The sequence below is a fragment of the Kineococcus anabasis genome (assembly GCF_054590795.1).
The window spans coordinates 313635-337373 of sequence record NZ_BAAIHU010000009.1; the positions used below are offsets into that span (position 1 = coordinate 313635).

Annotated in this window: 28 protein-coding genes; all 28 read right to left on the reverse strand. The window is 69.5% G+C overall.

Features of this window, described 5'->3' with window-relative positions; translation table 11 throughout:
• Position 1 precedes the first annotated feature (1 nt).
• Complete coding sequence (gene rpmD, locus ACYQBY_RS15955) at positions 2–184, reverse strand: 50S ribosomal protein L30 (RefSeq protein ID WP_459644860.1); 183 nt, start codon at positions 182–184, stop codon at positions 2–4.
• On the reverse strand, positions 184–816 hold the full coding sequence (rpsE, locus tag ACYQBY_RS15960; protein ID WP_459644861.1) for a 30S ribosomal protein S5: 633 nt from the start codon (positions 814–816) through the stop codon (positions 184–186). The genes rpmD and rpsE overlap by 1 nt, the downstream gene beginning before the upstream one ends.
• A 28-nt stretch (positions 817–844) precedes the next feature.
• Positions 845–1222, reverse strand: a complete 378-nt coding sequence (rplR, locus tag ACYQBY_RS15965) for a 50S ribosomal protein L18 (RefSeq protein WP_459644862.1) — start codon at positions 1220–1222, stop codon at positions 845–847.
• A gap of 2 nt (positions 1223–1224) precedes the next feature.
• Complete coding sequence (rplF, locus tag ACYQBY_RS15970; RefSeq protein WP_459644863.1) at positions 1225–1764, reverse strand: 50S ribosomal protein L6; 540 nt, start codon at positions 1762–1764, stop codon at positions 1225–1227.
• Positions 1765–1780: 16 nt separating this feature from the next.
• Positions 1781–2179, reverse strand: a complete 399-nt coding sequence (rpsH, locus tag ACYQBY_RS15975) for a 30S ribosomal protein S8 (RefSeq protein WP_459644864.1) — start codon at positions 2177–2179, stop codon at positions 1781–1783.
• A 103-nt stretch (positions 2180–2282) separates the two neighbouring features.
• Positions 2283–2468, reverse strand: coding sequence for a type Z 30S ribosomal protein S14 (locus ACYQBY_RS15980; protein ID WP_345710343.1), 186 nt, complete (start codon positions 2466–2468; stop codon positions 2283–2285).
• Positions 2469–2470: 2 nt separating this feature from the next.
• Positions 2471–3043 carry a 50S ribosomal protein L5 gene (gene rplE, locus ACYQBY_RS15985; RefSeq protein WP_459644865.1) on the reverse strand — a complete coding sequence of 191 codons (573 nt, stop codon included), beginning with the start codon at positions 3041–3043 and terminating at the stop codon, positions 2471–2473.
• A gap of 1 nt (position 3044) precedes the next feature.
• On the reverse strand, positions 3045–3422 hold the full coding sequence (gene rplX, locus ACYQBY_RS15990; RefSeq protein WP_459644866.1) for a 50S ribosomal protein L24: 378 nt from the start codon (positions 3420–3422) through the stop codon (positions 3045–3047).
• 2 nt (positions 3423–3424) lie between these two features.
• Positions 3425–3793, reverse strand: coding sequence for a 50S ribosomal protein L14 (gene rplN / locus ACYQBY_RS15995; RefSeq protein WP_459644867.1), 369 nt, complete (start codon positions 3791–3793; stop codon positions 3425–3427).
• Between the two features lie 109 nt (positions 3794–3902).
• Positions 3903–4193 (reverse strand): 30S ribosomal protein S17, encoded by a 291-nt coding sequence (gene rpsQ, locus ACYQBY_RS16000; RefSeq protein ID WP_459644868.1) that lies wholly within the window; start codon positions 4191–4193, stop codon positions 3903–3905.
• Complete coding sequence (gene rpmC, locus ACYQBY_RS16005; protein WP_459644869.1) at positions 4190–4444, reverse strand: 50S ribosomal protein L29; 255 nt, start codon at positions 4442–4444, stop codon at positions 4190–4192. Before rpmC ends, rpsQ begins: the two co-directional genes overlap by 4 nt.
• On the reverse strand, positions 4444–4863 hold the full coding sequence (gene rplP / locus ACYQBY_RS16010; protein ID WP_459644870.1) for a 50S ribosomal protein L16: 420 nt from the start codon (positions 4861–4863) through the stop codon (positions 4444–4446). Before rplP ends, rpmC begins: the two co-directional genes overlap by 1 nt.
• A gap of 2 nt (positions 4864–4865) precedes the next feature.
• Positions 4866–5717 (reverse strand): 30S ribosomal protein S3, encoded by an 852-nt coding sequence (rpsC, locus tag ACYQBY_RS16015; protein WP_459644871.1) that lies wholly within the window; start codon positions 5715–5717, stop codon positions 4866–4868.
• Positions 5717–6097, reverse strand: a complete 381-nt coding sequence (rplV, locus tag ACYQBY_RS16020; RefSeq protein ID WP_459644872.1) for a 50S ribosomal protein L22 — start codon at positions 6095–6097, stop codon at positions 5717–5719. Before rplV ends, rpsC begins: the two co-directional genes overlap by 1 nt.
• An 86-nt stretch (positions 6098–6183) precedes the next feature.
• On the reverse strand, positions 6184–6465 hold the full coding sequence (rpsS, locus tag ACYQBY_RS16025) for a 30S ribosomal protein S19 (RefSeq protein WP_459644873.1): 282 nt from the start codon (positions 6463–6465) through the stop codon (positions 6184–6186).
• Positions 6466–6482: 17 nt separating this feature from the next.
• Positions 6483–7319 (reverse strand): 50S ribosomal protein L2, encoded by an 837-nt coding sequence (rplB, locus tag ACYQBY_RS16030; RefSeq protein WP_459644874.1) that lies wholly within the window; start codon positions 7317–7319, stop codon positions 6483–6485.
• Between the two features lie 43 nt (positions 7320–7362).
• Positions 7363–7674 (reverse strand): 50S ribosomal protein L23, encoded by a 312-nt coding sequence (gene rplW, locus ACYQBY_RS16035; RefSeq protein ID WP_459644875.1) that lies wholly within the window; start codon positions 7672–7674, stop codon positions 7363–7365.
• A complete protein-coding gene (rplD, locus tag ACYQBY_RS16040; RefSeq protein ID WP_459644876.1) occupies positions 7671–8399 on the reverse strand; it encodes a 50S ribosomal protein L4 in 729 nt (242 codons plus the stop codon). Before rplD ends, rplW begins: the two co-directional genes overlap by 4 nt.
• Positions 8400–8403: 4 nt before the next feature.
• Positions 8404–9063: a 50S ribosomal protein L3 gene (gene rplC, locus ACYQBY_RS16045; protein ID WP_459644877.1), complete on the reverse strand. Its 660-nt coding sequence runs from the start codon at positions 9061–9063 to the stop codon at positions 8404–8406.
• Positions 9064–9076: 13 nt separating this feature from the next.
• Complete coding sequence (rpsJ, locus tag ACYQBY_RS16050; protein WP_012084982.1) at positions 9077–9385, reverse strand: 30S ribosomal protein S10; 309 nt, start codon at positions 9383–9385, stop codon at positions 9077–9079.
• A 373-nt stretch (positions 9386–9758) separates the two neighbouring features.
• Complete coding sequence (gene tuf, locus ACYQBY_RS16055) at positions 9759–10952, reverse strand: elongation factor Tu (protein ID WP_459644878.1); 1194 nt, start codon at positions 10950–10952, stop codon at positions 9759–9761.
• 128 nt (positions 10953–11080) lie between these two features.
• The gene (gene fusA / locus ACYQBY_RS16060; protein ID WP_459644879.1) at positions 11081–13183 is read right to left on the reverse strand and encodes an elongation factor G; all 2103 of its coding nucleotides are present in this window, start codon (positions 13181–13183) and stop codon (positions 11081–11083) included.
• Between the two features lie 76 nt (positions 13184–13259).
• Positions 13260–13730, reverse strand: coding sequence for a 30S ribosomal protein S7 (rpsG, locus tag ACYQBY_RS16065; protein WP_459644880.1), 471 nt, complete (start codon positions 13728–13730; stop codon positions 13260–13262).
• Positions 13730–14104 (reverse strand): 30S ribosomal protein S12, encoded by a 375-nt coding sequence (gene rpsL, locus ACYQBY_RS16070; RefSeq protein WP_459644881.1) that lies wholly within the window; start codon positions 14102–14104, stop codon positions 13730–13732. Before rpsL ends, rpsG begins: the two co-directional genes overlap by 1 nt.
• Positions 14105–14374: 270 nt before the next feature.
• Complete coding sequence (locus tag ACYQBY_RS16075; RefSeq protein ID WP_459644882.1) at positions 14375–18262, reverse strand: DNA-directed RNA polymerase subunit beta'; 3888 nt, start codon at positions 18260–18262, stop codon at positions 14375–14377.
• A 98-nt stretch (positions 18263–18360) separates the two neighbouring features.
• Positions 18361–21846, reverse strand: coding sequence for a DNA-directed RNA polymerase subunit beta (gene rpoB, locus ACYQBY_RS16080; protein WP_459644883.1), 3486 nt, complete (start codon positions 21844–21846; stop codon positions 18361–18363).
• A gap of 511 nt (positions 21847–22357) precedes the next feature.
• Positions 22358–22747, reverse strand: a complete 390-nt coding sequence (rplL, locus tag ACYQBY_RS16085; RefSeq protein WP_459644884.1) for a 50S ribosomal protein L7/L12 — start codon at positions 22745–22747, stop codon at positions 22358–22360.
• A 169-nt stretch (positions 22748–22916) separates the two neighbouring features.
• The gene (rplJ, locus tag ACYQBY_RS16090) at positions 22917–23474 is read right to left on the reverse strand and encodes a 50S ribosomal protein L10 (RefSeq protein WP_459644885.1); all 558 of its coding nucleotides are present in this window, start codon (positions 23472–23474) and stop codon (positions 22917–22919) included.
• Positions 23475–23739 lie beyond the last annotated feature (265 nt).

Genomic DNA, 23739 nt, shown 5'->3' on the forward strand with positions numbered 1-23739 from the left:
GTCAGTCAACCTCCTCGACGGTGACCAGGTGGGCCACCGTGCGGACCATCCCGCGGAACTCGGGGCGGTCCTCCTTGACGACGACGTCCCCGATGCGGTGCAGCCCGAGGCTGCGCAGGGTGTCGCGCTGGTTCTGCTTGCCGCCGATCTCCGAGCGGATCTGGGTGACCTTCAGCTGAGCCATCAGGACGCCCCCTCCGCGCGGGCCCGCAGCAGCGCGGCCGGGGCCACGGCGTCCACGGGCAGCCCACGGCGGGCCGCGACCTGCTCGGGCCGCTCCAGGCCGCGCAGCGCCGCGATCGTCGCGTGGACGATGTTGATGGCGTTGTCGCTGCCCAGGGACTTGCTGAGCACGTCGTGGATCCCCGCGCACTCGAGCACCGCGCGCACCGGGCCACCGGCGATCACACCGGTACCCGGGGAGGCGGGACGCAGCATGACCACGCCGGCCGCCTTCTCCCCCTGGATGGGGTGCGGGATGGTGCCCTGGATGCGCGGCACCTTGAAGAAGTTCTTCTTGGCCTCCTCGACGCCCTTGGCGATCGCCGCGGGCACCTCCTTGGCCTTGCCGTAGCCGACACCGACGGTGCCGTCGGAGTCGCCCACGACCACGAGGGCGGTGAAGCTGAAGCGACGGCCGCCCTTGACGACCTTGGCGACGCGGTTGATGGTCACCACGCGCTCGACGAAGTTGCTGCGCTCCGCGCTCTCACCGCGACGGTTGTCACGGCCGCCGTCACGGCGACCGTCACGACGGTTGTTGTCGCCGCCACCGGCCGCACCGGCGCCGGCGCCGCGGCGCTGGGGTCCAGGCATCAGGCGTTCCTCATCTCTCGCTCGGTGCTCACAGTGCCAGCCCGGCGCCGCGGGCGCCGTCGGCGATGGCCGCCACGCGGCCGGCGTAGCGGTTGCCGCCGCGGTCGAAGACCACGGCCTCGATGCCGGCAGCCCTGGCGCGCTCGGCGACGAGCTCGCCGACGCGACGGGCCTTGGCCGACTTGTCGTCGCCGGACGCGCGCAGGTCCGCCTCCATGGTCGAGGCCGACGCGACGGTCCTGCCGGCGCTGTCGTCGACGACCTGGACGAAGACGTGACGCGCGGAACGGGTCACGACCAGGCGGGGCCGCTCGGCGGTGCCGACGACCTTCTTGCGCACGCGGGTGTGGCGACGCGCACGGGCGGCCGCGCTGCCCTTCTGGGTCCGCTTCGTAGCAAGGGACATGACTACTTACCAGCCTTCCCGACCTTGCGGCGGATGACCTCGCCGGCGAGACGCACGCCCTTGCCCTTGTACGGGTCGGGCTTGCGCAGCTTGCGGATGTTGGCGGCGACCTCGCCGACCAGCTGCTTGTCGATGCCCTGCACCGAGAAGCGGGTCGGGTTCTCCACCGCGAAGGTGATGCCCGCCGGGGGCGCGATGACCACGGGGTGGCTGAAGCCGAGCGCGAACTCCAGGTCCGAGCCCCGCGCGGTGACGCGGTAGCCGGTGCCGTGGATCTCCAGGCGCTTGGTGTAGCCCTCCGTCACACCCACGACCATGTTGCTGATCAGGGTGCGGGTGAGGCCGTGGCGCTCCTTGGCGGCGCGCTCGTCGTTGGGCCGGCTGACCTGGATCGTGCCGTCCTCGGCACGGTCCACGGCGATGGGCTCCACGACGTCGTGCGTGAGGGTCCCCTTGGGGCCCTTGACCGTGACCGTGCGACCGTCGATGGTCACATCCACGCCGGCGGGCACGGGCACGGGGAGTCGACCGATGCGAGACATGAGCTGTCCTCCCCTCTCACCAGACGTAGGCGAGGACTTCCCCACCCACGCCCTTCTTGGAAGCCTGCTTGTCGGTGAGCAGGCCCGACGACGTGGACAGGATCGCCACGCCCAGGCCGCCGAGCACCCGCGGCAGGTTCGTCGACTTCGCGTACACGCGCAGACCCGGCTTCGAGACCCGGCGCACGCCCGCGATGGAGCGCTCCCGGTTGGGGCCGAACTTCAGACCGATGGTCAGCTTCTTGCCGACCTCCGCGTCCTCGACCTTCCAGTTCTCGATGTAGCCCTCCTGCTGGAGGATCTCCGCGATGTGCGACTTCAGCTTGCTGTACGGCATGGAGACGCTGTCGTGGTACGCCGAGTTGGCGTTGCGCAGACGCGTCAGCATGTCCGCGATGGGGTCGGTCATCGTCATCGGGCTCGCCCGCCCTTCCTCGCCGGGGTTTCCGCACCGCGGACAGCGGAGCGGACCTGCGGCGTCGTCACTACGAGATCGTTCACCGGGAGCCGCACGGGACTCACCAGCTGCTCTTGGTCACACCGGGCAGCTCGCCGCGGTGGGCCATCTCCCTCAGGCAGATCCGGCAGATGCCGAACTTGCGGAAGACCGAGTGCGGCCGGCCGCAGCGCTGGCACCGGGTGTAGGCGCGCACCGCGAACTTGGGCTTGCGCGCCGCCTTGTTGACAAGAGCCGTCTTCGCCACGGTCAGGCCTCCTTGAACGGGAAGCCCAGGAGACGCAGCAGCGCCCGGCCCTCCTCGTCGTTCTTCGCTGTGGTCACGACCGTGATGTCCATGCCACGCACGCGGTCGATGCGGTCCTGGTCGATCTCGTGGAACATCGACTGCTCCGTGAGACCGAAGGTGTAGTTGCCGTTGCCGTCGAACTGCTTCGGCGAGAGGCCGCGGAAGTCGCGGATGCGCGGGAGCGCCAGCGCGAGCAGGCGGTCCAGGAACTCCCACATCCGGTCCCCGCGCAGCGTCACGTGGGCACCGATGGGCATGCCCTCGCGCAGCTTGAACTGCGCGATGGACTTGCGTGCCTTGGTGACCTGCGGCTTCTGGCCCGTGATGATCGTGAGGTCGCGGACCGCGCCGTCGATGAGCTTGGAGTCGCGGGCGGCCTCGCCGACACCCATGTTCACCACGACCTTGGTCAGGCCGGGGATGAGCATGACGTTCGGGTACCCGAACTGCTCCTGCAGCGAGCCGCGGATCTCCTCGCGGTAGCGCTGCTTCAGGCGCGGCAGCGGGCGCGCGGTCTCGATGGTCTCAGTCATCTCAGATGTCCTTACCCGAGCGCTTGGCGACGCGGATCCGCTGGACCCGGCTCACGCCGTTCTTGTCCACCGTCTCCGTCCGGATGCCCACGCGGGTGGGCTTGTTCGTCTCCGGGTCGACCAGCTGCACGTTGCTGACGTGGATCGGGGCCTCGCGCACCACGATGCCGCCAGCACCGTCGGTGCCCGGCCCGGCCTTGGTGTGGCGCTTGATCTGGTTGACACCCTCGACCAGGACGCGCTGCGTGTCCGGGAAGACGTCGAGCACCTTGCCCTGCTTGCCGAGGTCCGACGTCTTGTTGCCGTCCGCGTCGCGGCGGCCGCGGACGCGGGTGATGACCTGCACGAGGTCACCCTTCTTGATCCGCATCTTCCCCATGGTCAGAGCACCTCCGGAGCCAGCGAGATGATCCGCATGAAGCGCTTCTCGCGCAGCTCCCGGCCGACCGGCCCGAAGATGCGGGTACCGCGCGGGTCGCCGTCGTTGCGGAGGATCACCGCGGCGTTCTCGTCGAAGCGGATGTAGGAGCCGTCCGCACGACGGTTCTCCTTCTTGGTGCGGACGATGACGGCCTTGACCACGTCGCCCTTCTTCACGTTGCCACCGGGGATGGCGTCCTTCACGGTGGCGACGATCACGTCGCCGATACCCGCGTAGCGGCGGCCCGAGCCGCCGAGCACGCGGATGCAGAGGATCTCCTTGGCACCCGTGTTGTCGGCGACCTTGAGCCGCGACTCCTGCTGAATCACTCTCTACTCCTTCGTCGTGCTGGTTCTCGCTCCCCGGCCCGGGGGCCGGGGAGCGAGCCTGGCCGAACTGATGTGGACGTCGTGACGGCGGCCCGGGGGCCACCGTCGGTCACTTGGCGCGCTCGAGCACCTCGACGACCCGCCAGCGCTTGGTGGCGGACAGCGGGCGCGTCTCGGCGATCAGCACGAGGTCCCCCACACCGGCGGTGTTGACCTCGTCGTGCGCCTTGACCTTGGTGGTCCGGCGGATGACCTTGGCGTACAGCGGGTGCTTGACGCGGTCCTCGACCTCGACGACCACGGTTTTCTGCATCTTGTCGCTCACGACGTAGCCGCGGCGCGTCTTGCGGTAGCCACGTGCCTCGCCGGTCGCGGGGCCCTGCGCGGTGCTCTCGCTCACTTGGCCTCCTCGGCGTCCTTGGTGGCGGGCGCCTCGGTGATCCCGAGCTCGCGCTCCCGCATGGTGGTGTAGATGCGCGCGATGTCACGCTTGACGGCCCGCAGCCGGCTGTTGTTCTCCAGCTGCCCGGTGGCGGACTGGAAGCGCAGGTTGAAGAGCTCCTCCTTCGCCTTCCGGAGCTCCTCGAGCAGCTGCGCGTCGTCCAGATCGCGCAGCTTCTCCGGCGCCAGGTCCTTGGTCCCGACTGCCATCACGCCTCACCACCCTCGCGCCGGACGATCCGGCACTTCACCGGCAGCTTGTGGATGGCGCGGGTCAGCGCCTCCGAAGCGACCTTCTCGTTGGGGAACGACAGCTCGAACATGACGCGTCCGGGCTTGATGTTCGCGATCCACCACTCCGGCGAGCCCTTGCCGGAACCCATGCGGGTCTCGGCCGGCTTCTTGGTCAGCGGGCGGTCGGGGTAGATGTTGATCCACACCTTGCCGCCACGGCGGATGTGACGCGTGATCGCGATACGGGCCGACTCGATCTGCCGGTTGGTGATGTAGCCGCCCTCGACCGCCTGGATGCCGTACTCACCGAACGTCACCCGGGTGCCGCCGGTGGCGGCGCCGGTACGACGCGGGTGGTGCTGCTTGCGGTGCTTGACACGACGTGGGATCAGCACGGTCAGGCCTCCGTTGCGTTCGGGCTCTTGCCGGTGGCCGGCTGCTCCGTGACGACCCCCGCGTCGCCACCCGGCGCGGTCGCCTCGGCAGCGGGAGCGGTGGACGTCTCGGGCGCCTGGGTGCGGGGACGACGGGCGCCCGCCCCGCGGGGGCCGCCCTCGCCGCGACGGGGCGCACGGCCCGGCGCGGTCGCCTGGGACTGGGCCAGCTCTCGGCTGGTCACGTCGCCGTGGTAGATCCACACCTTCACGCCGATGCGGCCGAAGGTGGTGCGGGCCTCGTAGAAGCCGTAGTCGATGTTCGCGCGCAGGGTGTGCAGCGGCACGCGACCCTCGCGGTAGAACTCCGAGCGGCTCATCTCGGCGCCGCCGAGGCGGCCGGAGCACTGCACGCGGATGCCCTTGGCGCCGGAGCGCAGGGACGTCTGCATGCCCTTGCGCATGGCGCGCCGGAAGGAGACGCGGCTGGCGAGCTGCTCGGCGATGCCCTGGGCGACGAGCTGGGAGTCGACCTCGGGGTTCTTCACCTCGAGGATGTTCAGCTGCACCTGCTTGCCGGTGAGCTTCTCGAGCTCACCGCGGATGCGGTCGGCCTCCGCGCCACGACGGCCGATGACGATGCCCGGCCGGGCGGTGTGGATGTCGACGCGCACGCGGTCGCGGGTGCGCTCGATCTCTACGCGGGAGATGCCGGCGCGCTCCATGCCCTTGGACATGAGGCGGCGGATCGCCACGTCCTCCTTCACGTAGTCGGCATAGCGCTGACCGGGACGCGTGGAGTCGGCGAACCACCGGCTCTTGTGGTCGGTCGTGATGCCCAGCCGGAACCCGTGCGGGTTGACCTTCTGTCCCACTAGCGGGTCCTCCTCGTCTTCTTGGCGCCGTCGGCCGGCGGGGCGACGACCACCGTGATGTGGCTGGTGCGCTTCAGGATCCGGCCGGCGCGCCCCTGCGCACGCGGACGGAACCGCTTCATGGTCGGCCCCTCGTCCACGTAGGCCGTCTGCACGACGAGGTCACGCTCATCGAAGGCCTGCGAGTGCTTGTCCGCCAGGAACCGGGCGTTCGCGATCGCGCTCTGCACGAGCTTGCGGACCGGCTCCGCCGCCGCCTGGGGGGCGAACTGCAGCACGGCGACCGCCTCGGTGGCCTGCTTGCCCCGGATCAGGTCGACGACTCGGCGCGCCTTCTGGGGCGTGACGCGGAGGTACCGCGTCTGCGCCTTGGCTTCCATCCTGTCCTGCCTTCTGTCTCAGATCTCGTCACTGCGTGGTGGGCGCTCGGCGCCAGCGCCCCGCCCTGGGGGCGGGGCGGCTGCCGTCAGCGGCGACGACCCTTGCGGTCGTCCTTCTCGTGGCCCTTGAAGGTCCGCGTGGGGGCGAACTCACCGAGCTTGTGCCCCACCATGGATTCGGTCACGAAGACGGGGACGTGCTTGCGGCCGTCGTGCACCGCGATGGTGTGTCCGAGGAACTCCGGCGTGATCATCGAACGACGCGACCACGTGCGGATGACGTTGTGGGTGCCCTTCTCGTTCTGGTCGTCCACCTTCTTCTGGAGGTGGTCGTCGACGAAGGGACCCTTCTTCAGGCTGCGAGGCATGGTGGCCGGTGCTCCTATCAGCGCTTCTTGCCGGTACGACGGCGACGGACGATGAGCTTGTCGCTCTCCTTGCCCGGACGCCGGGTGCGGCCCTCAGGCTGGCCCCAGGGGCTCACGGGGTGACGACCACCGGACGTCTTGCCCTCACCACCACCGTGCGGGTGGTCGATCGGGTTCATGGCGACACCGCGGACGGTGGGGCGGCGGCCCTTCCAGCGCATGCGCCCGGCCTTGCCCCAGTTGATGTTCGACTGCTCGGCGTTGCCGACCTCGCCGACGGTGGCGCGGCAGCGCACGTCGACGTTGCGGATCTCGCCGGAGGGCATGCGCAGCTGGGCGAAGGCACCCTCACGGGCCACGAGCTGCACGCTCGCGCCGGCCGAGCGGGCGATCTTGGCGCCACCGCCCGGACGCAGCTCGATGGCGTGGATCACGGTGCCGACGGGGATGTTGCGCAGCGGCAGGTTGTTGCCGGGCTTGATGTCGGCACCGGGCCCGTTCTCGACCTGGTCACCCTGCTTCAGGCGGTTCGGCGCGATGATGTAGCGCTTCTCGCCGTCCACGTAGTGCAGCAGCGCGATGCGGGCGGTGCGGTTGGGGTCGTACTCGATGTGCGCGACCTTCGCCGGCACGCCGTCCTTGTCGTTGCGACGGAAGTCGATGACCCGGTAGGCGCGCTTGTGCCCCCCACCGTGGTGACGGGTGGTCACCCGGCCGGTGTTGTTGCGGCCGCCGCTCTTGGAGAGCGGGCGGACGAGCGACTTCTCCGGCTGCGTGCGCGTCACCTCGACGAAGTCGGCGACGCTGGCGCCGCGCCGGCCAGGCGTCGTCGGCTTGTACTTGCGGATTCCCATGTGAGTTCGTCCTCGACTCGATAGTTTCTGCGGTCCGGTCGCCTCAGGCGGCCGAGCCGCCGAAGATGTCGATGGTGCCTTCGCGCAGCGTCACGATGGCGCGCTTGGTGTCCTTGCGCTTGCCGGTGCCGAACTTGGTGCGCCGGGTCTTGCCCTGGCGGTTGGCGGTGTTCACCGAAGCCACCTTCACACCGAAGATCCGCTCGACCGCGATCTTGATCTCGGTCTTGTTCGCCGCGGGGTCCACGATGAACGTGTACTTGCCCTCGTCGATCAGGCCGTAGCTCTTCTCCGAGACGACCGGAGCGAGGAGGATGTCGCGCGGGTCCTTGTGCGCGTTGCCGACGTTGCTCACTGGGCACTCCCCTCGGAGGCCGCGAGCGCGGCGGCCTCGGACTCGGTCGCCACCGCGGTCGCACCGCGGCCCCTGGGGGCCCCGGCCACGAAGGCCTCGAGCGCGGCGCGCGTGAAGACCACGTCGTCGGAGACGAGGACGTCGTACGTGTTGAGCTGGTCGGCGGGCAGCAGGTGCACCCGGTCGACGTTGCGCAGGCTCTTGCTCGCCACGTCGTCGCCACGGGCGATGACGACGAGCACGTGCCGGCGGTCGGTGACCCCGGCGAGGAGGTTCACGGCGGCCTTGGTCGAGGGGGCGTCCCCGCCGACGAGGCTGTCGACCACGTGGATGCGCCCGTGGCGCGCCCGGTCCGAGAGGGCCCCGCGCAGGGCGGCCGCCTTCATCTTCTTCGGGGTGCGCTGCACGTAGCTGCGCGGGGTCGGGCCGTGCACGACGCCACCGCCGGTGAACTGCGGCGCACGCAGCGAGCCCTGGCGGGCGCGGCCGGTGCCCTTCTGCTTGTAGGGCTTCTTGCCACCACCCCGGACCTCGCCGCGGTTCTTGGTGTCGTGCGTGCCCTGGCGGGCGGCGGCGAGCTGCGCCACCACGACCTGGTGGATCAGCGGGATGTTGGTCTGCACGCCGAAGTGCTCGGCCGGCAGCTCCACGGTGCCGGCGGTGCCGCCACCGGCGGTCCGCACGTCCACGGTGAGGGGCGCAGTGGCCTCGGTCGTCGCGGTCATGAGCTCAGGCCTCCTTGACGCGCGCCTTGGCGGCGTTCTTGACGAGCACCACGCCACCGCGGGGACCGGGGACGGCGCCCGCGATCAGCAGCAGACCCTTCTCCACGTCGACGGCGTGCACCTTCAGGTTCTGGGTGGTCTGACGCTCGGCGCCCATGCGGCCGGCCATGCGCAGACCCTTGAACACGCGGCCCGGCGTCGAGCAACCGCCGATGGAGCCCGGCTTGCGGTGGTTGCGGTGCGCGCCGTGGGAGGCGCTCACACCCGCGAAGCCGTGACGCTTCATCACGCCGGCGGTGCCCTTGCCGCGGGTGGTGCCCACGACGTCGACGACCTGCCCGGCGGAGAAGATCTCCACCGTGACCTCCTGGCCCGCGGTGTAGCCCGACGCATCGGTCGTGCGCAGCTCGACCAGGTGCCGGCGCGGCGCGACGCCCGCCTTGGCGAAGTGCCCGGCGGCCGGCTTGTTGGCCTTGCGCGGGTCGATGGCCCCGAAGGCCAGCTGGACGGCCTCGTAGCCGTCGCTCTCGGTGGTGCGGACCTGGGTGACGACGTTCGGCGCGGCCTGGACCACGGTGACCGGCACGAGGCGGTTGGCCTCGTCCCACACCTGGGTCATACCGAGCTTGGTGCCGAGCACCCCTCGCACTTGCCTGTCGCTCATCGTGTGCAGTCCCTCAGAGCTTGATCTCGATGTCGACACCCGCGGGGAGGTCGAGACGCATGAGCGAGTCGACCGTCTTCGGCGTGGGGTCGATGATGTCGATGAGGCGCTTGTGCGTGCGCATCTCGAAGTGCTCGCGGCTGTCCTTGTACTTGTGCGGCGAGCGGATCACGCAGTAGACGTTCTTCTCGGTCGGCAGCGGCACGGGCCCGGCGACGGAGGCGCCAGTACGGGTCACCGTGTCGACGATCTTGCGCGCCGAGCTGTCGATGACCTCGTGGTCGTAGGCCTTGAGCCGAATGCGGATCTTCTGTCCCGCCATGGCGTCGTCTGACTCTCTCTCTTCGTACCGCTACTGACTCGTGTGCGGCGCGGGGCTGGTTCCCCTACCCCGACCCCCGAGGTCGGGCGTGTCGCGCTCTGCGAGCGCACTACGCCCACGTCGGTTACCTGGTGTGGTCTTGTCCTGGTCCTGACCGCAGAGCCACTCCCTGAGGAGGACCTCTCGGCACCCGCTCACCTGGCGTTGGGCAGAACCCACCGCATCAACGGCGCGCAGCAACGTGAACAGTCTGCCAGAGACGGGTGTCCCTTGGCTAATCCAGGGCTTTCCAGGCCCCAGCAGAACGGGGTGGACCGTGTTGCTCGGCCCACCCCGTTCTGTCGAGCGTCCGGAGCGGCTGACGCCGCTCAGGTCACTTCAGGATCTTCGTCACCCGGCCGGCGCCGACGGTGCGGCCGCCCTCGCGGATCGCGAACTTGAGGCCCTCCTCCATCGCGATCGGCTGGATGAGGTTGACGATCATCTCGGTGTTGTCACCGGGCATGACCATCTCGGTGCCCTCGGGCAGCGACACGACGCCGGTCACGTCCGTGGTCCGGAAGTAGAACTGCGGACGGTAGTTGTTGTAGAACGGCGTGTGACGGCCACCCTCGTCCTTGGACAGGATGTAGGAGTTCGCCTCGAACTCCGTGTGCGGCGTGATCGAGCCGGCCTTGCAGACGACCTGCCCGCGCTCGACGTCCTCGCGCTTGAGACCGCGCAGCAGCAGACCCACGTTCTCGCCGGCCTGGCCCTCGTCGAGCAGCTTGCGGAACATCTCGATGCCGGTGACGGTCGTCGACTGCGACTTCTCGCGGATGCCGACGATCTCCACGGTCTCGTTGACCTTGAGGATGCCGCGCTCGATGCGGCCGGTCACGACGGTGCCGCGCCCGGTGATCGTGAAGACGTCCTCGATCGGCATGAGGAACGGGAGGTCGACCTCGCGCGCCGGCTCCGGGATGGCGGTGTCGACCGCGTCCATGAGCTCGAGCAGCTTGGCGCCCCACTCGGCGTCGCCCTCGAGCGCCTTCAGCGCCGAGACGCGCACGACCGGGACGTCGTCGCCCGGGAACTCGTAGCTGGAGAGGAGCTCGCGCACCTCCATCTCGACGAGCTCGAGGAGCTCCTCGTCCTCGACCATGTCGGCCTTGTTGAGCGCCACGACGATGTAGGGGACGCCGACCTGGCGGGCCAGGATGACGTGCTCCTTCGTCTGCGGCATCGGGCCGTCGGTCGCCGCCACGACCAGGATGGCGCCGTCCATCTGCGCAGCACCCGTGATCATGTTCTTGATGTAGTCGGCGTGACCAGGGCAGTCGACGTGCGCGTAGTGGCGCGCCTCGGTCTGGTACTCGACGTGCGCGATGGAGATGGTGATACCGCGCTGACGCTCCTCGGGAGCCTTGTCGATCTGGTCGAACGCCGAAGCCTGGTTCAGGTTCGGGTACTTGTCGTGCAGCACCCGGGTGATGGCCGCAGTCAGCGTCGTCTTCCCGTGGTCGATGTGACCGATGGTGCCGATGTTGACGTGCGGCTTAGTCCGCTCGAACTTCGCCTTCGCCACTGGGGGTCCTCCTCGGGACTGGATGTCTTCCCCGACCCGGTGGATCGGGCGGGTGGCCGGTGGGCCCGTCTGAACAGACGCTGGACTCCAGCTTGCCAGACGGGCCGTCGTACGGCTCGGTCGGGGGACTACTCCCCGCGGACCTTCTTGATGATCTCCTCCGCCACGTTCCGGGGAACCTCGGCGTAGGAGTCGAACTGCATGGAGTAGACCGCGCGGCCCTGGGTCTTGGAGCGCAGGTCACCGACGTACCCGAACATCTCGGACAGCGGGACCTGGGCGCGGACGACCTTGGCGCCGCTGGCGTCCTCCATGGACTGGATCTGCCCGCGGCGGGAGTTCAGGTCGCCGATGACGTCACCCATGTAGGACTCCGGGGTGCGCACCTCGACCGCCATGACCGGCTCCAGGAGCACGGGGTCCGCCCTGCGGACGGCCTCCTTCAGCACCATCGAGCCGGCGATCTTGAACGCCATCTCGGAGGAGTCGACGTCGTGCGCCGCACCGTCGAGGAGGGTGGCCCGGATGCCCACGAGGGGGTAGCCGGCGATGACACCCATCTGCATGGCGTCCTGGATGCCCGCGTCGACGCTGGGGATGTACTCGCGCGGAACGCGGCCACCGGTGACCTTGTTCTGGAACTCGTACATCTCGCCGTCGGCGGTGTCCAGGGGCTCGATGCTGACCTGCACCTTGGCGAACTGGCCGGACCCACCGGTCTGCTTCTTGTGGGTGTAGTCCAGCTTCTCGACCGCCCGGCGGATCGTCTCGCGGTAGGCCACCTGCGGCTTTCCGACGTTCGCCTCGACCTTGAACTCGCGGCGCATGCGGTCCACCAGGATGTCCAGGTGGAGCTCGCCCATGCCGGCGATGATCGTCTGGCCGGTCTCCTCGTCGTGGTGGACCTGGAAGGTCGGGTCCTCCTCGGCGAGCTTCTGGATCGCCGTGCCCAGCTTCTCCTGGTCACCCTTGGTCTTCGGCTCGATGGCCACCGAGATGACCGGCGCGGGGAAGGTCATGGACTCCAGCACGACCTGCGCCTGCGGGTCGCAGAGCGTGTCGCCGGTGGTGGTGTCCTTCAGGCCGATCATCGCGTAGATGTGACCCGCGCTGGCGTCCTCGACCGGGTTCTCCTTGTTGGAGTGCATCTGGAAGAGCTTCCCGATGCGCTCCTTCTTGCCCTTGGTCGAGTTCACGACCTGCGAGCCGGAGGCGACCCTGCCCGAGTACACCCGGACGTAGGTCAGCTTGCCGAAGAACGGGTGCGAGGCGATCTTGAACGCCAGGGCGGAGAAGGGCTCAGAGGCCTCGGGGCGACGGATGATCTCCGTGTCCTCGTCACCGACCTTGTGCCCGACCATCGGCTTGACGTCCAGCGGCGAGGGCAGGTAGTCGATGACCGCGTCGAGCATGGGCTGCACGCCCTTGTTCTTGAACGCGGAGCCGCAGAAGATCGGGTAGACCTCGCTGGCGATCGTCAGCTTGCGGACGGCCGCCTTGATCTCGGCCTCCGTCAGCTCCTCGCCACCGAGGTACTTCTCCAGCAGGGTCTCGTCGGACTCGGCGATGCGCTCGACGAGCTTGTGCCGGTACTCCTCGACCTGCTCGGCGAGCTCGGCCGGGACCTCCTCGACCGTGTAGTCCTCGCCCTTCTGCACCTCGCCGCGCCAGGTCAGGGCCTTGTTGCGGACGAGGTCCACGACACCGATGAAGGTGTTCTCCGCGCCGATGGGCAGCTGCATGACCAGCGGCTCCGCACCGAGGCGGTCGACGATCGTGTTGACCGTGAAGAAGAAGTCGGCGCCGAGCTTGTCCATCTTGTTGACGAAGCAGATGCGCGGCACGTCGTACTTGTCGGCCTGGCGCCACACCGTCTCGGACTGCGGCTCGACACCCTCCTTGCCGTCGAAGACGGCGACCGCGCCGTCGAGGACGCGCAGCGAGCGCTCGACCTCGACGGTGAAGTCGACGTGGCCGGGGGTGTCGATGATGTTGATCTGGTTGTTGTTCCAGAAGCAGGTGGTGGCGGCGGAGGTGATGGTGATCCCCCGCTCCTGCTCCTGCTCCATCCAGTCCATCGTGGCGGCGCCCTCGTGGACCTCGCCGATCTTGTAGTTGATGCCCGTGTAGAACAGGATCCGCTCGGTCGTCGTCGTCTTGCCGGCGTCGATGTGCGCCATGATGCCGATGTTGCGGACCTTGTTGAGGTCCGTCAGCACGTCGAGTGCCACGTTCTACTGCCTCTTCCCTGGGCTCGGCGGGGTCGCGTCCGGGGCGTCCGGACCACAGTGCGCGCTCAGCGCTGGGTCACCAGCGGTAGTGCGCGAAGGCCTTGTTCGACTCGGCCATCTTGTGGGTGTCCTCACGGCGCTTGACCGCGGCACCGAGGCCGTTGCTGGCGTCGAGGATCTCGTTCATGAGCCGCTCGGTCATCGTCTTCTCCCGGCGCTGGCGGGAGTAGCTGACGAGCCAGCGCAGCGCCAGGGTCGTGGAGCGGCTGGGGCGGACCTCGATCGGCACCTGGTAGGTCGAGCCGCCGACGCGGCGGGAGCGGACCTCCAGGGCCGGCTTCACGTTGTCGAGCGCACGCTTGAGCGTCACGACGGGGTCCGCACCGGACTTGGTGCGGGCACCCTCGAGGGCGCCGTACACGATGCTCTCGGCGACGGACTTCTTCCCGTCCAGGAGCACCTTGTTGACGAGCTGCGTCACCAGCGGCGACTGGTAGACGGGGTCCACCACGAGGGGACGCTTGGGGGCGGGGCCCTTGCGCGGCATCAGCTCTTCTCCTTCTTCGCGCCGTAGCGGCTGCGAGCCTGCTTGCGGTTCTTCACGCCCTGGGTGTCGAGCGAGCCGCGGACGATCTTGTAGCGCACACCGGGGAGGTCCTTCACGCGGCCGCCGCGGACGAGCACGATGGAGTGCTCCTGCAGGTTGTGGCCGACGCCCGGGATGTAGGCGGTCACCTCGATGCCGCTCGTCAGGCGCACGCGCGCGACCTTGCGCAGCGCCGAGTTCGGCTTCTTCGGCGTCGTCGTGTAGACGCGGGTGCACACGCCGCGCCGTTGCGGGCTGCCCTTGAGCGCGGGCGTCTTGGTCTTGACGACCTTGTCCTCCCGGCCCTTGCGGACCAGCTGCTGGATCGTGGGCACCCTGTCTCCGTGTTCTCTGTGCGGGATCTTCGGCTAGCGCCACCCGTCCTGGGTGGCGGCTGCGGTAGCCAGCGCCGACCCACGAGGTCGGGCGTGTCGCCCGGACCTGTGCCCTCTGTGCCACATCTCCACGATGGGCGCAGCGGGCGCGGTGGGCCCAAGCGCAAACGAGGCTACCCGTTGTGGTGAAGGGGGTCAAAACGGCCCCCTGTGCTGCGCGTGACGCGGCGGGGACCCCGTGGGAGGGTCCCCGCCGCACCCGCGCCGGCGTCAGCGGTAGTCGCTGCTGCCGTAGTCGAACTCCTCGAGCGGGACGGCCTGGCCGTTGCCCAACCCGAACTGCGCGTAGTCGACGTCGTCGTAGCCGGGCACCGAGTACATCGTCGCCTTGGCCTCCTCGGTGGGCTCCACCCGGACGTTGCGGTAGCGGGGCAGGCCCGTACCGGCCGGGATGAGCTTGCCGATGATGACGTTCTCCTTCAGGCCCAGCAGGGGGTCGCTGCGGCCCTCCATGGCGGCGTTCGTCAGGACCCTCGTCGTCTCCTGGAAGGAGGCCGCCGACAGCCACGAGTCCGTCGCCAGGGACGCCTTCGTGATCCCCATGAGCTCCGGGCGCCCGGAGGCGGGCTGACCGCCCTCGGCCACGACGCGCCGGTTCTCCTCCTCGAAGCGGGCCCGCTCCGCGAGCTCGCCCGGCAGCAGCTCCGCGTCGCCGGACTCGATGATCGTCACCCGCTTGAGCATCTGGCGGACGATGACCTCGATGTGCTTGTCGTGGATCGACACACCCTGGCTGCGGTACACCTCCTGGACCTCGTCCACGAGGTGGATCTGCACCTGGCGCGGACCGAGGATGCGCAGCACCTGCTTGGGGTCGATGGCGCCCTGGATGAGCTTCTCCCCCACCTCCACGTGCTGGCCGTCCGCCACGAGCAGGCGCGAGCGCTTGCTCACCGGGTAGGCGACCTCCTCGGCCCCGTCGTCCGGGGTGATGAGGACGCGGCGGCCCTTGTCGGTGTCCTCGATGGTCACCCGGCCGGCGACCTCCGAGATCGGGGCGACACCCTTGGGGGTGCGCGCCTCGAACAGCTCGACCACACGCGGCAGACCGTGCGTGATGTCGCCGGACTCGGACGCCGCACCACCGGTGTGGAAGGTGCGCATCGTCAGCTGCGTGCCCGGCTCACCGATCGACTGGGCCGCCACGATGCCCACCGCCTCGCCGATGTCGACGAGCTTGCCGCTGGCCAGGGAGCGGCCGTAGCACTTGGCGCACGTGCCGACGCGCGACTCGCACGTCAGGACCGAGCGCACCTTCAGCTGCTGCACGCCGAGGGCGACCAGGCGGTCGATCACGACGTCGCCGAGGTCCTCGCCGCCGGCGAGCACCACCTCGCCGTCGACGGCCACGTCGGAGGCCAGGACCCGCGCGTACACGCTGGTCTCGACGTCGTCGTGGCGCCGCAGGCTGCCGTCGGCACCCTTGACGGCGATCGGCATGACCAGACCGCGCTCGGTGCCGCAGTCCTCCTCGCGGACGATGACGTCCTGGGAGACGTCGACGAGGCGACGCGTCAGGTAGCCGGAGTCCGCGGTGCGCAGCGCGGTGTCGGCCAGACCCTTGCGCGCACCGTGGGTGGTGATGAAGAACTCCAGCACGGTCAGCCCCTCGCGGAAGCTGGCCTTGACCGGGCGCGGGATGATCTCGCCCTTCGGGTTGGCCATCAGGCCGCGCATGCCGGCGAGCTGGCGCATCTGCATCCAGTTACCACGGGCCCCGGAGGACACCATGCGGTGGATGGTGTTGTGCGTCGGCATCGCCTGCTCGAGGTCGCGGGCGACCTCGTTGGTGGCCTGGGTCCAGATCTCGATGAGCTCCTGGCGGCGCTCGTCGTCGGTGATCAGGCCGCGCTCGTACTGCTGCTGGACCTTCTCCGCCTTGGCCTCGTAGCGCTCCAGGATCTCCTGCTTGTTCGGCGGGGAGACCACGTCCGCGATGGAGACCGTGGTGCCGGAGCGGGTGGCCCAGTGGAACCCGGCCTCCTTGAGGGCGTCCAGCGTCGCGGCCACCTGGACCTTCGGGTAGCGCTCGGCGAGGTCGTTGACGATCGCCGAGAGCCGCTTCTTGTCCACGACCGCGTCGACGAAGCGGTAGTCCGCCGGCAGGGCCTCGTTGAACAGGGCGCGGCCCAGGGTCGTCTCGACGACCAGGTCGTCGCCCTGCTGCCAGCCCTCGGGCAGGGACGCCGACATCCTCTCGTCGGGCACGACGTCGGAGAGCTTGATGCGGACCTTCGCCGCCAGGTCGAGGGACCGGGCGTCGAACGCCATGATCGCCTCGGCGACGGAGGAGAAGCTGCGCCCCGTGCCCGCGACGTCGTCGCGGTCGCTGGTCAGGTGGTACAGACCGATGATCATGTCCTGGGTGGGCATGGTCACGGGCCGCCCGTCGGCCGGCTTGAGGATGTTGTTGCTGGACAGCATGAGGATGCGGGCCTCGGCCTGCGCCTCCGCCGACAGCGGCACGTGCACGGCCATCTGGTCACCGTCGAAGTCCGCGTTGAACGCGGTGCAGACGAGCGGGTGGATCTGGATGGCCTTGCCCTCGACGAGCTGCGGCTCGAAGGCCTGGATGCCCAGGCGGTGCAGCGTGGGCGCGCGGTTGAGCAGCACCGGGTGCTCGGTGATGACCTCGGACAGGACGTCCCAGACCACCGGGCGGGCGCGCTCGACCATGCGCTTGGCCGACTTGATGTTCTGCGCGTGGCTCAGGTCGACCAGGCGCTTCATCACGAACGGCTTGAAGAGCTCCAGCGCCATCTGCTTGGGCAGACCGCACTGGTGCAGCTTCAGCTGCGGGCCGACGACGATGACCGAGCGGCCCGAGTAGTCGACGCGCTTGCCGAGCAGGTTCTGCCGGAAGCGCCCCTGCTTGCCCTTGAGCATGTCGGACAGCGACTTCAGCGGCCGGTTGCCCGGGCCGGTGACCGGACGACCGCGGCGGCCGTTGTCGAACAGCGCGTCGACGGCCTCCTGGAGCATCCGCTTCTCGTTGTTCACGATGATCTCGGGCGCACCGAGGTCGAGGAGCCGCTTGAGGCGGTTGTTGCGGTTGATCACGCGGCGGTACAGGTCGTTCAGGTCGGACGTCGCGAACCGGCCGCCGTCGAGCTGCACCATCGGGCGCAGGTCCGGCGGGATGACCGGGATGCAGTCCAGGACCATGCCCTGCGGGGAGTTGCGCGTGGTCAGGAACGCGGAGACCACCTTCAGCCGCTTCAGGGCGCGGGTCTTGCGCTGGCCCTTGCCGGTGGCGATGGTCTCGCGCAGGCTCTCGGCCTCGGCCTCGAGGTCGAAGCTCTGCAGCCGCTTCTGCAGGGCCGCGGCACCCATCCCGCCCTCGAAGTACATGCCGAAGCGCTCGCGCATGGCGCGGTAGAGCACCTCGTCACCCTCGAGGTCCTGGACCTTGAGGTTGCGGAAGCGGTCCCAGACCGTCGTGAGGCGGTCGATCTCCGTGTCGGCGCGCCGGCGGATCTGCGCCATCTCCCGCTCGGCGGACTCGCGCACCTTGCGGCGGACGTCGGACTTGGCGCCCTCCGCCTCCAGCTCGGCCAGGTCTGCCTCGAGGGACTTGGCGCGCGCGTCGACGTCCGCGTCGCGGCGGTTCTCGATCTCCTTCTTCTCGACCTCGATCTGGGCCTCCAGCGACGACATGTCGCGGTGGCGGCCCTCCTCGTCGACCCACGTGATCATGTAGGCGGCGAAGTAGATGACCTTCTCCAGGTCCTTCGGCGCGAGATCGAGCAGGTACCCCAGACGGCTCGGGACGCCCTTGAAGTACCAGATGTGCGTCACGGGCGCGGCGAGCTCGATGTGGCCCATCCGCTCGCGGCGCACCTTGGCGCGGGTGACCTCGACGCCGCAGCGCTCGCAGATGATGCCCTTGAAGCGGACGCGCTTGTACTTACCGCAGTAGCACTCCCAGTCCCGGGTCGGCCCGAAGATCTTCTCGCAGAAGAGGCCGTCCTTCTCGGGCTTGAGGGTGCGGTAGTTGATGGTCTCGGGCTTCTTGACCTCACCGTGCGACCAGGTGCGGATGTCCTCCGCCGTGGCCAGCCCGATGCGCAGCTCGTCGAAGAAGTTGACGTCGAGCAACGTGCCCTTCTCTCTCTTCAGTGTCCGTGGGTCTGACGGGATCGATCCGTTGGCCGGCGGTGCGGGGGGCCGCCGCGTGTGCGGCCCCCCGCGGTCCGTCAGACCTCTTCGACGCTGCTCGGCTCCCGCCGGGACAGGTCGATGCCCAGCTCCTCGGCCGCCCGGAAGACGTCCTCGTCGCTGTCACGCATCTCGATGGACATGCCGTCGCTGGAGAGCACCTCGACGTTCAGGCACAGCGACTGCATCTCCTTGATGAGCACCTTGAAGGACTCGGGGATGCCCGGCTCGGGGATGTTCTCGCCCTTGACGATCGCCTCGTAGACCTTCACCCGGCCCAGCACGTCGTCCGACTTGATGGTCAGGAGCTCCTGCAGGGCGTAGGCCGCGCCGTACGCCTCGAGGGCCCAGACCTCCATCTCGCCGAACCGCTGGCCGCCGAACTGCGCCTTACCACCCAGCGGCTGCTGCGTGATCATGGAGTAGGGGCCGGTCGAGCGCGCGTGGATCTTGTCGTCGACCAGGTGGTGCAGCTTCAGGATGTACATGTAGCCCACGGACACCGGGTCCGGGAACGGCTCGCCGCTGCGGCCGTCGAACAGCCGCGCCTTGCCGTCGCCCCCGACCAGGCGCTCACCGTCCCGCGTGGGACGGGTCGAGGCGAGCAGACCGGTGATCTCCTGCTCACGCGCACCGTCGAAGACGGGCGAGGCGACACGCGTGCCGCCCGGAGCCTGGCGGATCTCCTCGGGGATGAGGCTCGCCCAGTCCGGGGCGCCCTCGATCTCCCAGCCCTGTGAGGCCACCCAGCCCAGGTGCAGCTCCAGGACCTGGCCGACGTTCATCCGGCTCGGCACGCCGAGCGGGTTCAGGATGACGTCGACCGCGGTGCCGTCCTCGAGGAACGGCATGTCCTCCACCGGGAGGATCTTGGAGATGACGCCCTTGTTGCCGTGCCGGCCCGCGAGCTTGTCACCGTCGGTGATCTTGCGCTTCTGGGCGACGTAGACCCGCACGAGCTGGTTGACGCCCGGGGGCAGCTCGTCACCCTCGTCGCGGTCGAAGACCTTGACGCCGATGACGGTGCCCGTCTCGCCGTGCGGCACCTTGAGGGAGGTGTCGCGCACCTCGCGGGCCTTCTCGCCGAAGATCGCGCGCAGGAGGCGCTCCTCCGGGGTGAGCTCGGTCTCGCCCTTGGGCGTCACCTTGCCCACGAGGATGTCGCCGGGCACGACCTCGGCGCCGATGCGGATGATGCCGCGCTCGTCCAGGTCGGCGAGGACCTCCTCCGCGACGTTGGGGATGTCGCGGGTGATCTCCTCCGGGCCCAGCTTGGTGTCGCGGGCGTCGACCTCGTGCTCCTCGATGTGGATCGAGGACAGGACGTCGTCCTGCACGAGGCGCTGCGACAGGATGATCGCGTCCTCGTAGTTGTGGCCCTCCCAGGGCATGAACGCCACGAGCAGGTTGCGCCCGAGCGCCATCTCCCCGCCGTCGGTGCTCGGCCCGTCCGCCAGGACGGTGCCGACCTCGATGCGGGCGCCCTCGTCCACGAGCACGCGCTGGTTGTAGGCGGTGCCCTGGTTGGAGCGGCGGAACTTCGCCACGCGGTACGTGGTGGAGGTGCCGTCGTCGTTGGACACCGTCACCGAGTCCGCCGAGACCTCGGTGGCCACGCCGGCCTTCGTCGCGGTCATGACGTCCCCGGCGTCGACGGCGGCGCGGAACTCCATGCCGGTGCCGACGAGCGGGGCCTCGGAACGCACCAGCGGCACGGCCTGGCGCTGCATGTTGGAGCCCATGAGCGCGCGGTTGGCGTCGTCGTGCTCGAGGAACGGGATCATCGCGGTGGCGACGGAGACCATCTGCCGGGCGGCGACGTCCATGTAGTCGACGTCCTCGCGCGGGACGAACTCCGCCTCCCCGCCCTTGGCGCGCACCAGGACGCGCGCCTCGGCGAAGCTGCCGTCCGCGGCGAGCGGCGCGTTGGCCTGGGCGATGACGAAGCCGTCCTCCTCGTCCGCGGTGAGGTAGTCCACATCGTCGCTGACGATGCCGTCGACGACCTTGCGGTACGGCGTCTCGATGAACCCGAACGGGTTGATGCGCCCGTAGGAGGACAGCGAGCCGATCAGGCCGATGTTCGGGCCCTCGGGCGTCTCGATCGGGCACATGCGGCCGTAGTGCGACGGGTGGACGTCGCGGACCTCCATGCCGGCGCGCTCGCGGGAGAGACCACCGGGGCCCAGCGCGGACAGGCGGCGCTTGTGCGTCAGCCCGGCCAGGGGGTTGGTCTGGTCCATGAACTGCGACAGCTGGCTCGTCCCGAAGAACTCCTTGATGGAGGCCACGACGGGACGGATGTTGATCAGCGTCTGCGGCGTGATCGCCTCGACGTCCTGGGTCGTCATGCGCTCGCGCACGACGCGCTCCATCCGGGACAGGCCGGTGCGGACCTGGTTCTGGATGAGCTCCCCGACGCTGCGCAGGCGGCGGTTGCCGAAGTGGTCGATGTCGTCGACCTCGACGCGGACCTCGACCGGCTCACCGCTGCGGGTGCCCGGCATGGAGATCTCACCCGCGTGCAGGCGCACGAGGAACTTGATCGTCGAGACGATGTCGTCGACGGAGAGCACGCTGTTGGACAGCGGCCGCTCCTGCCCCAGCTTCTTGTTCACCTTGTAGCGGCCGACCTTGGCGAGGTCGTAGCGCTTGGGGTTGAAGTAGAGGTTGTCGAGCAGGTTGCGCGCGGCCTCCTGCGTCGGCGGCTCACCGGGGCGCAGCTTGCGGTAGATGTCGAGCAGCGCGTCCTCGACGCCGGCGGTGTGGTCCTTCTCCAGCGTGGAGATCATCGACTCGTAGTCGGCGAACTCCTCGCGGATCTGCGACTCGCTCCAGCCCAGCGCCTTGAGCAGCACCGTCACCGACTGCTTGCGCTTGCGGTCGATGCGGACGCCGACCATGTCGCGCTTGTCGATCTCGAACTCGAGCCAGGCACCGCGCGAGGGGATGATCTTCGCGGTGTAGACGTCCCGGTCGGACGTCTTGTCGGCGACGCGCTCGAAGTAGATGCCGGGCGAGCGGACCAGCTGCGAGACGACGACGCGCTCGGTGCCGTTGATCACGAAGGTGCCGCGCTCGGTCATGAGCGGGAAGTCGCCCATGAAGACGGTCTGGCTCTTGATCTCGCCGGTGGTCGTGTTCATGAACTCCGCGGTGACGAACAGCGGAGCCGCGTAGGTCATGTCCCGCTCCTTGCACTCGTCGAGCGAGTACTTGGGCGGCTCGAACCGGTGGTCGCGGAACGAGAGGGACATGGAGCCGGAGAAGTCCTCGATCGGGGAGATCTCCTCGAAGATCTCCTCCAGACCGGAGGTGGTCGGCACGTCGAGCCCGCCGGAGCGGGCGGCCTCGACCCGCTGCTGCCAGCGCTCGTTGCCGAGGAGCCAGTCGAAGCTCTCGGTCTGCAGAGCCAGCAGGTCGGGAACCTCGAGGGGCTCGCGGATCTTGCCGAAGGAGTAGCGACCGGAGGTGGTCAGGGCCGAAGTGGTGCCGGATGCGGACGCTGTGCGCGAGGCGGCCAAAGAGGGGTCCTTCCACGGGCCTGCGAACGTTTGAGCACTGTCCCGGCCCCACTCGGTCGAAGACGACCGGCCATATGGCTCTGGGCAGCGCAAAACAGCAGCATACCCGCGGAAGACATGGTTGTCCACACCCCTGCTGCCGGGGTGGTCGCCCGGCTCCGCTCCCCCGCCGGCGGCACTGCCGGGGTGGCTGTCGAGCCGGTGACGAGAATGACCGCCGCACGCGCCGCCGTCAAGGTGGACCCGCCGTCCGGTGCGCGCACGCTACGGCTCGGGCCTCCCCGGCGGATCACGGCGCGGGACGCGGGCGACCTCCCGCGCCGGCCGCCGTGCCGGCCCCGGCGCCCGCTGCCGCGCGGGTCGCGGCACCCGCCGCGGAGCACCGGCTGCGACGGCCCCGGCCGGGGTGGCGGCCGGAACGCCGCGAGGGGCGCCCGGGCGTCGTGCCCGCGCGCCCCTCGCGGGGAGCAGTGCCCGACGGCACGGCACCCGCGGGTGCCGTGCCGGGAGGTCACTTGAGGGTGACGGTGGCGCCGGCGCCCTCGAGGGCCGCCTTCGCCTTCTCGGCGGCCTCCTTGTTGACCTTCTCCAGGACCGGCTTGGGGGCGCCGTCCACCAGGTCCTTGGCCTCCTTCAGGCCGAGGTTGGTGAGGGCGCGCACCTCCTTGATGACGCCGATCTTCTTGTCGCCGGCGGCCTCGAGGACGACGTCGAACTCGTCCTTCTCCTCCTCGGCCTCGGCGGCGGCGCCGCCACCGGCGCCACCGGGGGCGGCGGCCGCCACGGCGACGGCGGCGGTGACGTCGAAGGTCTCCTCGAACTGCTTCACGAACTCGGAGAGCTCGATCAGCGTCATCTCCTTGAACGCGTCGAGCAGCTCCGCGGTGCTGAGCTTCGCCATGGTGGCGTCCTTCCTCATCGTCGTCCCGTGGCGTCGCGCCACGGTCCAGTCCTGGTCACAGCTGTGCTCCGCACGGCCGTGTGCGACTGCGCTCCGCGCAGCCACCCCGCCACCGTGCTGCGCACGGCTGCGGATCCGGGTGCTCGGTGAGCAGCCCGGGCGGGCGCCGTCAGGCGTCCGCGGGCTCCCCGGCGGCCGGGGCGGCAGGAGCACCGGCCGCGACCTTCTCGCGCAGCGCGTCCACGGTGCGGACGGCCTTGGAGAGCGGAGCGTTGAACAGTGCTGCGGCCTTGCTCTGCGACGCCTTGAGGACGCCTGCGACCTTGGCGAGCAGCACCTCGCGGGACTCCAGGTCGGCGAGGGCGGCGACGTCGGAGGCGCTGATCGCGCGCCCCTCGAGCATCCCGCCCTTGACGACCAGCTGGGGGTTGGTCTTCGCGAAGTCACGCAGACCCTTCGCCGCCTCGACCGGGTCGCCCTTGACGAAGGCGATGGCGGTCGGTCCGACGAGCTGGCCTTCGAAGGCCGTGACGCCGGCCTCCTTGGCCGCGATGGTGGTCAGCGTGTTCTTGAGCACCGCGTAGGTGGTGGTGACACCCAGCGAGCGCCGCAGCGAGGTGAGCTGCGAGACGGTCAACCCCCGGTACTCGGTGAGCACAGCCGCGTTGGAGGCGCGCAGCAGGTCTGCGATCTCCTTGACGGCGGCTGCCTTGTCGGGCCGTGCCATGGGCCCTCCTTCCGCTTCTCGGGGGAAGCCGGCCGGCCCCGGGACGCAGAGAACGCCCCGGCGCATGCGCACGGGGCGTCGGGCAGGACTGGAAGCCTGCCTGGAGCATCGTGCCTGCGCGGGTCGCCCTGAGAACGGGACCTTCTGCCACCCGAGGGTGACGACCGGCGGTCTTCGGCAGCACCAGTATGCACGAGCGCGGCGGCCGGGGAGAAATCCGCCGTCACCGGAGCCGCACGCACTGGGGGCGGGGGCCCCCCCCCCC